General features: G+C 69.0%; 1 protein-coding gene. It reads right to left on the reverse strand.

Going from position 1 to position 12,321, the window contains the following annotated elements:
* The coding region (locus tag N5D48_RS24065) for a non-ribosomal peptide synthetase (RefSeq protein ID WP_279888513.1) at positions 1-12,321 on the reverse strand (12,321 nt) is incomplete at both ends.

Genomic DNA, 12,321 nt, shown 5'->3' on the forward strand with positions numbered 1-12,321 from the left:
TGTCCAGACTCGGCTACATGGCGGGTGGCGCCATGCACCAGCACCGCCACCGGCGCGCTGTCCGCGAGCATGTGGCGGATGCGCTCGACCGGGTAGTCCGGATCGACCGGCACATAGGCGCCACCGGCCTTGAGAATGGCCAGCAGACCGACCACCAGCGACACCCCGCGCTCGACGCAGATCGCCACGCGATCGTCCGGTTTGACCCCCAGTTCGATCAGGTGATGGGCCAGGCGGTTGGCCTGTTCATTGAGCAGGCGATAGCTGAGCTCACCCTGTTCGGCGCTGACGGCCAGCGCATCAGGGCTGCGCAGCACCTGCGCCTCGAACAGGCCATGCAAGGTCTGCGTCAGGTCGTGGGGCACCTCGCTGCGATTGAAGCCCTCCAGCACCCGGCGACGCTCGTCGGCTGCCAGGACCGGCAGATCGAGCAGCGGCAGCTGCGGCGACCGCTCCAGCGCCTCGGCCAGGCCCTGCAAGACCTCGCGCAGCATCCCGCAGACACGCGCCGCGCCGATCTGTGCCGGGGCAAGCGCCACCAGGCGGAAACGCTCACCGATATCGTCCACGCTCAGGCTCAGCGGGTAGTTGCTGCGCTCCTCGCTGTGCAAGGTCTCGATCCCTTGCAGAGCCAGGCGTTGCGCCTCGTCGACCTGGCTACCGTGGCGGTAGTTGAACATGGCGCTGAACAGCGGCGCCGGCGCCGCCACGCCACTGCAACGCTGGGCCAGGGCCAGCGAGGCATGCTCATGGCCGAGCAAGGCGCTGAGCCGCTGCTGGGTCGCCCGCACCGCCTCGTGCAGGCTCACGCCGGCCAGGTCCAGGCGCAGCGGCAAGGTGTTGATGAACATGCCCAGGGCCTGCTCGGCACCCTCGCCGCCCTCCAGCCGCCCCAGCAGCACGGTGCCGAACACCACGCTGTCACGGCCACTGGCGGCAGCCAGCAGGCGGGCGTAGGCCAGGTGGAACAGGCTGGCGACGCTGATGCCCTGCTGCCGAGCCTGCCGACGCAGGCGCACGGCAAGGGCGTCGTCGAGCCATAGCTTGGCTTCCTCGGTCGCCTGGCCATTGAGCTGGACATCGCCCAGACCGAACGGCAGGGTCGGCTCGTCGATATCGCCCAGTTGTTCGCGGAAGAACGCTTCATGCTCGGCCTGGCTGACGCCCAGGCGCGCCTGCGCCACGTAGTTGCGGTACGCCGCGCCCGGCTCGGCCGGTACCGGCAGGCCCTGCAGATACCCCGCAAGCTCCTGGCCAACCACGTCCAACGCCGTGTGGTCGAGGACGATATGGTGGAACTGCAAGGCCGCCAGCCGTCCCGGCCCGCGCGGATCCTGCCAGTGATACAGGCGCACCAGCGGCGCCTGCTCCAGGGCCAGGGCACGAGGCACCTGGGTTTCATCGGCAACCTCGAGCACCGCCAGCGGCGCTTCGCGCCACACCACCTGCACCGCCTGCGGCAGCCCCTGCCACAACACCGAGGTGCGCAGCACGTCATGACGGGCGATCACCTTGCCCAGGGCGTCGACGAACGCCTGCAGACGCTCGCGACCGGCGAAGGCCATGCGCGAGGCGAGCACATAGGGGTCATGCTCCGGCGAGCTCAGGTGGTGATAGAGGATGCCCTCCTGCAGCGGCGCCAGCGGGTAGATGTCCTGCACGTTGAGCGCGCCGCCCGGCACCGTGGCGACAATGCGCTCGATGGCGGCCTGATCCAGTGCCACCAGTGGCAGCAGATCCGGCGTGATCCGCGCGCAGCCGCGCGCAATACGGTTGAGCGGCACCTCGACCCGACGACCATGGCCCAAGGTGGCCGCGAGCGCCGCAACGGTCGGCTGGCCGAACAGGGTGCGCACGTCTGCCGCAAGGCCAGCTTGGCGCAGGCGTGCGGTGAGGCTGACCGCCAACAGCGAATGGCCGCCGAGTTCGAAGAAGTTGTCGTCGCGACCGACCTGTTCGATCCCCAGCACTTCGCCCCAGATCGCCGCCATTGCCGTCTCGGTCGGGCCGACTGGCGCGACATAGGCCTGTCGGGCCAGTGCCGACGCGTGCGGTTGCGGCAGGGCATGGCGATCGAGCTTGCCGTGACGAGTCAGCGGTAGCTTGTCCAGCCGCACCAGCGCTTGCGGCACCAGGTGCGCCGGCAGGCTGGCTTGCAGTTGCAGGCGAAGGGCATCGGTATCGACCGCGGTGGCCTCGGTGAACCATGCCAGCAGGCGCTCGTCGCGCACCAGCGCCACCGCATCGACAATACCCCGTTGGGCCTTGAGCACCGCCTCGATTTCCCCCAGCTCGACCCGCACACCGCGGATCTTCACCTGGTCGTCGTTGCGGCCCTGGTAGTCCAGGGTGCCGTCGGCGTTCCAGCGCACCAGGTCGCCACTGCGATACATCGTGCCACCGCCGAAAGGATCGGCCAGGAAGCGCTCGGCCGTCAGGTCCGGGCGATTCAGGTAGCCACGCGCCACCTGGGCGCCACCGATGTACAGCTCCCCGGTCACGCCAACCGGCACCGGCTGGCGCTGCTCATCCAGCACATAGACACGGGTGTTGGCGGTCGGTTTGCCGATATGCAGCGCCCCCCCGGGCTGCAGTTGCCCGGACGTCGCCACCACGGTGGCTTCGGTCGGACCGTAGTTGTTGACCAAGGCAAAGCCCGGATCGCGTTCGAAGCGGCGCAACCGATCACCGCCCACCAGCAGTGTGCGCAAGGTCGGGTGCTGGCGTTCGCGGCGCAGCGCCTGTTCGGCGACCGGCGTGGGCAGGAAGCTGACTTGCAGCGGTTGCGCCAGCCACCAGTCCAGCAACTCGTCCACATGCTCTGCGCCGATGTCGCTCGGTGGCAGGTGCAGCACCGCCCCTGCGCACAGGGCCGGCCAGGCTTCCCAGGCCATGGCGTCGAAGCCGAAGCCGGCGACGCTGGAGGTCTGGCTGCCGGCCTCGAGCGCGAAGGCCTGGCAGTGCCAATGCACCAGGTTGGCCAGTGCCTGGTGCTCGACCATCACGCCCTTGGGCTGGCCAGTGGAGCCGGAGGTGTAGATCACATAGGCCAGCTGCCGCTCGTCCAGCCCCTCGACGACGGGGTTGCTGTCCGGCTCGCCATGCCAGGCATCGCCGTCGAGCGAGACGCTCTCGAGGCTCCCGGCCAGCGTCGAGGTCGAAGCCTCGACCAGCACCAGGGCCGGAGCGCTGTCACCGAGCAGGTAGGCGATCCGCTGCGCCGGATAGGCCGGATCGACCGGTACATAGGCCGCGCCGGCCTTCAATACGGCCAGCATCGCCACCAGCCGCTGCGGGCCGCGCTCGAGGCACAGGGCAACCCGCTCGCCGAGCCCTACGCCACGGGCGACCAGATGATGGGCCAAGCGGTTGGCGCGCTGGTTGAGTTCGCCATAGGTCAAGCGCTGCTCGCCCTGCACCACGGCCAGCGCTTCGGGCGCCTGGGCCTCGACCCAGGCGTGGAGGGTCTGCGCTCGAGGGTACGCCACGGCGGTGGCATTGAAGCCTTCGAGCAACCGCAGGCGCTCGGCGTCATCGATGATCGGCAGGGTATCGACGCGAACCGACGCATCCTGCTCCAGCGCCTGCACCAACTGCGTCACGGCAGCCGTCATCCACTGCCCGACCCGCTCGGCGCCGATCCCTTGCTGGGCCAGCACGCTCAAACCGAAGCCATCGCCGAGGTCGTCGACGCTCAGGGTCAGCGGGTAGTTGCTGCGCTCCTCGCCGCCTAGTTGGTGCATGCCCTGGAAGCCGTCGGTCGCCTCGCCAGCGGCACTCACCGGGCTATGCCGGTAGTTGAGCAAGGCACTGAACAGCGGCACCGTGGCCGCCACGCCGCTGCAACGCTGGGCCAGCGCCAGCGAGGCGTGCTCATGGCCCAGCAGTGCCGACAGCCGTTGGTGAGTGGCCTGCACCGCCTCCCGCGCAGCCGCCCGGGTATCGATGCGCAGCGGCAAGGTATTGATGAACACCCCCAGGGCGCGGTCAGCCCCCTCGCCGCCCTGCAGGCGGCCCATCAGCACGGTGCCGAACACCACGTCCTGACGCCCGGCCAGCACGCCGACCACCCGCGCCCAGGCCAGGTGCATCAGGCTCGCGGCGCTGACCCCAAGGCGCCGCGCCTGCTCGCGGACCCGGCGCGCCAGGGCCAGGTCGAGCGACTGGCGGGTTTCCTCGATATCGCGGCCATCGCCCTGCACATCGGCCAGGCCCATGGGCAGGGTCGGCTCCTCGACATCGCCGAGCATCTCGCGGAAGAACGCCTCGTGCCCCGCCTGGGCGCCGCCCAGACGCACCTGGGCCACGTAGTTGCGGTACGGCACCGGCGCGGCCAGTCGCGCCCCACGGCCAGACAGCAACGCCTGCATTTCGTGAACGATCACCTCCATGGCCGTGTGGTCCAGGGCCAGGTGGTGGAAATGCAGGATGGCCACCACGCGTTCGTGCGCCGGATCCATGGCATAGGTCAAGCGCAGCAACGGTGCCTGGCTCAGGTCGAGACGCTGATGACGCGCATCGAAATGTGCTTGCAAGCGCTCGATGACGGCATCCTCGCCAAGCCCGCCGACCTCGCTGGCTTCCAGGCGTGCCTGGCGCCAGACCACCTGCACGGGTTCCGCCACCCCTTGCCACACCACCGAGGTGCGCAGGATATCGTGACGATCGATGACCTGTTGCAGCGCCCCGGCGCACGCGTGCAAGCGCTCGACGCTGTCGAAGGCCAGCCGAGTCTGCAGCAGGTACGGGTCGCCCTGCTCGGCGCTGAGGTGATGGTAGAGAATGCCCTCCTGCAACGGCGCCAGCGGGTAGATTTCCTGCACGTTGGCCGCGCCGCCGGGCACCGTGGCGACAACACGATCGATGCTGGCCTGATCCAGCTCGATCAGGCTGAGCATGGCCGGGGTGATCCGCGTGGCCAGGGTCGGCAGGCGATTGGCCGGTACCTCGATCTCTCGGCCAGTTCCTACCGCCGCCGCCAATGCCGCCAGGGTCGGCTGGGCGAACAGCACGCGGATATCGGCATCGAGGCCGGCCTTGCGCATCCGTTCGATCAGGCTCACCGCCAGCAGCGAATGGCCGCCCAGCTCGAAGAAGTGATCGTGGCGACCCACCCGCTCCACCTTGAGCACATCGCCCCAGATCGCGGCCAGCTCGGTTTCGACCGCCCCTTGCGGCGCCTCGAAAGCGCGACTGATCACGGCATCACGGTCCGGTTGCGGCAGCGCCCGGCGGTCCAGCTTGCCGTTGGCGGTCAGCGGCAGCGCTTCCAGCCGGACATAGGCAGCGGGCAGCATGTAGTCCGGCAGCCGGCCTTGCAGAGACCCGTGCAGCTCGGCGATCGCCGACACTTCACCGGTGAAATAGGCGACCAGGCGCTTGTCGCCCGGCGTGTCTTCGCGCAGCACGACCAGCGCATCGCGAACGCCTGCGCATTGACCCAGGCTCGCTTCGATCTCGCCGAGTTCGATGCGTAACCCGCGCAACTTGATCTGTTGGTCGGCACGGCCCAGATAGCGCAGGGTACCGTCGGCCTGCCAGCAGACCAGGTCGCCACTGCGGTACATGGTGCCGCCGTTGAACGGATCCGCCACGAAGCGCTCGGCCGTGAGCTCCGGCTGGCCCAGGTAACCCAGGGCCACACCGTCACCGGCGATGTACAGCTCGCCGACCGCGCCGACCGGCAACAACTGCCGGCGCGCGTCGAGCACATAGCAGCGAGCGTTGCCGATCGGTTTGCCGATCGGGATGCTGCCCTCGCCCACGCTGACGATCTCGTGGGTGGTGCTGAAGGTCGTGGCCTCGGTCGGCCCGTAGCCATTGAGCAGATGCTGCGGCGCGCCATCGCGCAGTACCCGGGCGATCACCGCCGGGTCCAGCACATCGCCGCCGACCATCAGGTAGCGCAGATTGCGCAGGGCCGGCAGCAGATCGTCGGCGTACTGGTGGAACAGCCCGGCGGTCAGCCACAGCACCGTCACGCCCTGGGCCAGCAGTGCATCGCGCAAGGTCTGGCGCGACAGCACCTGGTCCTGGTCGATCACCACCACCGCACCGCCGTTGATCAGCGGCGCCCAGACCTCCAGGGTGCTGGCATCGAATGCCGGGTTCGAGGCGAACGCCACCCGGTCCTGGCGGTTGAAGTCGGCGAAGCCATTGTTGATCACCAGACGCACGATGGCGCGGTGCGGCACCTGCACCCCCTTCGGCGTCCCGGTGGAGCCGGAGGTGTACATGATGTAGGCCGCAGCGCCGGCATCCACCGCCAAGCCCAGGTCTTCGCAGGCATAGCGGTCCAGCTCGAGTCGGTCCAGTTCGATGCGGCGCGCACCCTCCACCACGGGCTGGTCGCTGTGGGTCAGCAGCAGCCGCGCCTGGCTGTCGGCGACCATGAACGCCTGGCGCTTCAGCGGGGCATTGCCATCCAGCGGCACGAACACCGCGCCGCACTTGCTCGTGGCCAGTTGCGCCACCAGCAGCTCGAACGAGCGCGGCAGCAGCAGCGCCACCCGGTCGCCGGCCTGAACGCCCTGCTCCAGCAGGTGTCCGGCCAGGCGGTTGGCTTGCCGGTTCAGCGCCTGGTAGCTCCAGCGTCGTGTGCCATGGGCCACGGCCAGGGCTTCGGGGTTGAGCTTGGCGTTGGCTTCGAACAGCCCATGCACCGGCACTTCGCGCGGGTATTCGCGCCGCGTGTCGTTGAACTGTCGCAGCACCCGCTGGCGCTCGGCGTCCGGCAATCCGACGCTACTGTGCAACGCCGTCTGCGGTGCTTTCTCCAGGCTATCGGCCAAGCCCTCGAGGGCCGCCTCGAGCAACTGACAGAGCAACACCCCGTCCACTTCCGGCACGGCCTGCACCGTCAGGAGGAAGTCACGGCCCAGGTCATCGACGCTCACCACCAGCGGGTAGTTGCTGCGCTCATGGGCGGCCAGCAGCTCGATGCCTTCCCAGGCGCGAGCCTGTCCACGGGTATTCGCCGCGCTGTGGCGGTAGTTCAGCAAGCTGGTGAACAGCGCCTGCGAGGCCGGAACGCCGCTGCAGCGTTGGGCCAGGGCCAGGGAGGCCTGCTCATGGGCCAGCAGCCGCGCCAGGCGCTGGTGAGTCAGGCGCACGCCATCGGCGACGCCTGCCGAACCGACGCTGACCCGCAGCGGCAGGGTGTTGATGAACATGCCCAGCGCCCGCTCGGCGCCTTCACCACCTTGCAGACGCCCCAGCAGCACAGTGCCGAACACCACCTCCTCGCGCCCGGACAATTGCGCCAGCACCTGGCCCCAGGCCTGGTGAACCAGGCTGGCGGCGCTGACGCCCAACGCTCGCGCCTGCTCACGCAGACGCTGGGCCAGATGACTGTCCAGCGGCTGGCGGTGGTCGAGCACATGGCGGCCGTCGCCCAGCACGTCACGCAGGCCGAATACTTCGGTCGGCTCGTCGATATCGCCCAGCAGTTCGCGGAACATGGCTTCCTGGGCCTGGCCGTCGTCACGCAATCGAGCCTGCGCCACATAGTTGCGGTACGGCACGCTGTCGCCCTGGGGCGCACGGTCCAGCAGCACGTCGGCGACCTCGGCCACCAGCAGTTCCAGGGCGGCATGGTCGAGCAGGATATGGTGCAGCAGCAGGGTTGCCTGTAGCCGGCCATGTTCCACCCGGCTGCTCAGGTGCATCAGCGGCGCGCGGCCCATGTCCAGGCGCACGCCGTCCAGCGCGGGCTCGATCTGCAACCGGGCGTCGCGCCAGACCACCTGCACGGCCTCGTCCAGCCCTTGCCAATGCACGCTGCTGCGCAGCACGTCGTGGCGGGCGATCACCTGGTTCAGCGCCGCGACGAAGGCGTCCAGCTCGTCCTGGCCGGCGAAGGCAAAGCCCATCTGCAGGACATAGGGATCCACCTCGGCACTGGCCAGGTGGTGGTAGAGGATGCCCTGCTGCAGCGGGGCCAGCGCATAGATGTCCTGCACGTTGGCCGCGCCACCGGGAATGCTTTGCACCAGGGCGTCGAGGGCAGGCTGCTCCAGTGTCGCCAGTGGCAACATGTCCGCGGTGATGCGTGCGCAACCGGTCGGAATGCGGTTGGCCGGCACCACAGGCTCGACTTCGCGCCCCACCGCCGTGGCCAGGGCGGCCAGCGTCGGCTGCCCGAACAGGACTCGCACGTCCGCCGCCAGTCCGGCCTGGCGCATGCGCGCGGTAAGGGTCACGGCCAGCAGCGAATGGCCGCCCAGTTCGAAGAAGTTGTCGTGACGGCCGACCTGGGCTACATCCAGCAGCTCGCTCCAGAGCCGCGCCAGCAATGTTTCGACGTCGCCTTGCGGCGCTTCATAGGCCTGTTGCAGCAGTTGCGGCACAGGCAGCGCCTTGCGGTCCAGCTTGCCATTGGGGCTCAACGGCAATGCTTCCAGGTAAGTGAACGAGGCCGGCAGCATGAACGCCGGCAGCCGCTCGAGCAGCGCCGCGCGCAGCGCGTCCGTGGCATGCCGGGTGCCGGTGTAGTACGCCACCAGGTGTTGATCGCGAGCCAGCACCACGGCTTCCTTGATGCCTTCGATCGCCGTCAGGCACGCCTGGATCTCGCCCAGTTCGATGCGCAGGCCACGGATCTTCACCTGGTCGTCGTTGCGCCCCAGGTATTCGATGTTGCCATCCGGCAGATGCCGCGCCAGGTCGCCGGTCCGGTACAGGCGGCCACCGGCCTGCTCGGCGAACGGGTCGTCGATGAAGCGTTCGGCGGTCAGTTCGGCACGGTTCAGATAGCCGCGGGCCACCTGCACGCCACCGATGTACAGCTCGCCGGGCACGCCACGCGGCACCGGCTGGCCATGGGCGTCCAGCACGTACAGCGTGGTGTTGGCGATCGGCTTGCCGATCGGCGTGTTGTCCGGCGCGCTCACGCAGTGCCATGAACTGACATCCACCGCCGCCTCGGTAGGGCCGTAGAGGTTGTGCAGCTCGACCGTCGGCAACTGCGCCTGGAAACGCCGCACCAGGCTGCCGGGCAAGGCCTCGCCGCTGCACAGCACACGCTTGAGCGCCTCGGGCCGAACCTCGCCATGGGCCAGGAACACATCCAGCATCGAGGGCACGAAGTGCAGCGTGCTCACCTGCTCTTCGCCAATGATCGCGCGCAGGTATTCAGGGTCGCGATGACCGCCCGGGCGGGCCATGACCAGGCAGGCACCGGTCTGCAGCGGCCAGAGGAACTCCCAGACCGACACGTCGAAGCTGAACGGGGTCTTCTGCAGCACCACGTCCTGCGCGCCGAGGCGGTAGGCGTCCTGCATCCAGCGCAGGCGGTTGACCACTGCGGCGTGCTCGTTCATCACACCCTTGGGCAAGCCGGTGGAGCCCGAGGTATAGATCACGTAGGCCAGGTGCCGCGAGGTCAAGCCCGGCACCTGTGGCGCCCAGGACGGCTGCGCCTGCCAGCTGGGGCGGTCGAGGTCGATGACGCGTCCACCCTCGGGCACGTGGGCGGTGGCGCCATGCACCAGCACCGCCACCGGCGCGCTGTCCACGAGCATGTGGCCAATACGTTCGGCGGGATAGTCCGGATCGACCGGCACATAGGCGCCACCGGCCTTGAGGATCGCCAGCAGGCCGACCACCATCGACAAGCCACGCTCGACGCAGATCGCCACGCGATCATCCGGTCTGACGCCCAGTTCGATCAGGTGATGGGCCAGGCGGTTGGCCTGTTCGTCGAGCTGGCGATAGCTCAGCCCCTGCCCTTGGGCCTTGACCGCCAGCGCGTCGGGCGTGCGCCGTACCTGCGCCTCGATCAGGCCATGCAAGGTCACTGTCAGGTCGTAGTCCACCGCGGTGTCGTTGAACTCGCCCAGTACCTGGCGCGCTTCATCGGCTCGCAGCACGGGTACTTGCCACAGCGCCAGTCCCGGTTGCCGCTCGAGCGCCTCCAGCACGCCCTCGATGACCTGCAGCATCTGCGCGGCGACACGTCGGGCACCCGCCTGGGGCGCCGCCCGCACGGTCAGGCGCAGGCCATCGCCGAGGTCATCGATATCCACAGCCAGGGGATAGTTGCCGTGCCCTTCGACACCGTGCTGCTCTATGCCTTGCCAGGCGGGGTCCAGCGTCGCGGTGGGCGCGACCTGCCGGTAGTTGAGGATCGCGCTGAACAGCGGCAGCGGTGCCGCCACGCCACTGCAGCGCTGGGCCAGGGCCAGCGAGGCATGCTCATGGCGCAGCAGCGCCGACAGGCGAGCGTGCGCCGCGCGCACACCTTCGGCCACGCCGGTGTCGCCCAGGTCGATGCGCAGCGGCAGGGTGTTGATGAACATGCCCAGCGCCCGTTCGCTGCCCTCGCCGCCCTGCAGGCGGCCCAGCAGCACGGTGCCGAATACCACGCTGTCGCGGCCACTGAGCGCCCCCAGCAGGCGCGCCCAGGCCAGATGCAACAGGCTGGCGCTGCTCACGCCCAATTGCCGTGCCTGCTCGCGCAGCCGGGCGTACAGTCGGCCCGTGCAAGCGACATCGGCCACTTCGATGGCCTGTCCGCCCTGCACGTCGCGCAGGCCGAACGGCAAGGTCGGCTCGTCGATGTCCCCCAACAGGTTACGGAAGAACGCTTCGTGCTCGGCCTCGCTGACGGCGTTTCGCGCCTGCACCACATAGTTGCGATAAGGCACCGAGGCCAAGGCCGGCGCCCCTTGGCCCGCGAGATAACCCTGCAGCTCGCCTTGCACCGTCTGCATGGCGACATGGTCGAGCACGATATGGTGATAGAGCAGCACCGCCTCGACCTGGCCGGTGGCCGGGTCCTGGCGCCAGTGCAAGCGAATCAGGGGCGCCTGGTCCAGGGCCAGGCTCACGGGCGCTTCATCGAGGAGCGGCAAGACCTGCAGGGGCGCCTGGCGCAAGACTACCTGCACCGGCTGGGGCAAACCGTCCCAGAGCACGGCGGTGCGCAGGATGTCATGGCGGTCGATGACGCGCTGCAAGGCGTCGCTGAACGCCTCCAGCCGCCCCAGGTCGCTGAAGCGCATGCGCGCGCGCAGCACGTAGGGGTCGGCCTGCGGGGTGCTCAGGTGCAGGTAGAGAATGCCCTCCTGCAGAGGCGCCAGTGGGTAGATGTCCTGCACATTGACCGCGCCTCCCGGCACGGCGGCCACGATTCGGTCGATGGCGGGCTGATCCAGCGTCAGCAGCGTCAGCATGTCCGGGGTGATATGGCTGCAGTTGGGCGCAATCCGGTTGGCCGGCACTTCGATGCGCTGCGCCTGGCCCAGCGTCGCCGCCAGCGCCGCGACACTCGGCTGGCCGAACAGCACGCGGATATCCGCCGCCAGGCCAACCTCGCGCAGCCGGGCGACAAGGGTCACCGCCAGCAACGAGTGGCCACCCAGTTCGAAGAAGTTGTCATGGCGCCCTACCCGTTCCACGCCCAACAGTTCGGCCCAGATCCCGGCCAGCAGCTGTTCGGTGTCGCCTTGCGGCGCTTGGTAAACGCGCGCCGGCAGCTCCGGCGTCGGCAGCGCCTTGCGGTCGAGCTTGCCGTTGGGGGTCAGCGGCAGCGCCTCGAGGTGGACGAACAGCGCCGGTACCATGTACTCCGGCAGCCGCGCCAGCAGCGCTTGGCGCAAGGCCTCGTCTGGCTGCACCTCGCCCGTGTGGTAGGCCACCAGGCGTGGCCCCACAGGCGCGGCGTCATGCACCAGCACCACGGCTTCACGCACACCGGGCTGGCGTTCCAGGCAGGCCTCGATCTCGCCCGGTTCGATGCGCAGACCGCGCAGCTTGATCTGATGGTCGCTGCGCCCGAGGAACTCGAGCACGCCATCGGCGCGCTGGCGCACCAGGTCACCGCTGCGGTACAGGCGCTCGCCCTCGTTGAACGGGCTGGCGATGAAGCGCTCGGCCTGTTGCTCCGCCAGTCCCAGGTAACCACGCGCCACCCCGGCACCGCCGATGTGCAGCTGGCCGGCCACGCCGATCGGCACGGGCTGGTCATGGCCATCGAGCACGTACAGCCGGGTGTTGTCGATGGGGCGGCCAATCGGCAGCGCGCCCTGTGGCAGTGGGTCTTGCGGCTGCAAGGTCCAGACGCTGCAGTCCACCGTGGTTTCGGTCGGACCGTAGACGTTGTGCAGGCGCACCTGCGGCAAGCACTCGCGCACCTGACGGGCCAATGCCTCGGTCAGCTCGCCACCGCCGCAGACGATGTCGGTCAGGCTCGCGCAGCGGGCGCTGTCCACCTGCTCGAGGAACTGTTGCAGCAGCGCTGGCACGAACTGAACCACACTGACCCGTTGGCGCTCGATCAGCTCCACCAGGTACTGCGGATCACGCTGCCCATCCGGGCGT

The organism is Pseudomonas sp. GD03858, from assembly GCF_029840925.1.
Taxonomy (GTDB): domain Bacteria; phylum Pseudomonadota; class Gammaproteobacteria; order Pseudomonadales; family Pseudomonadaceae; genus Aquipseudomonas.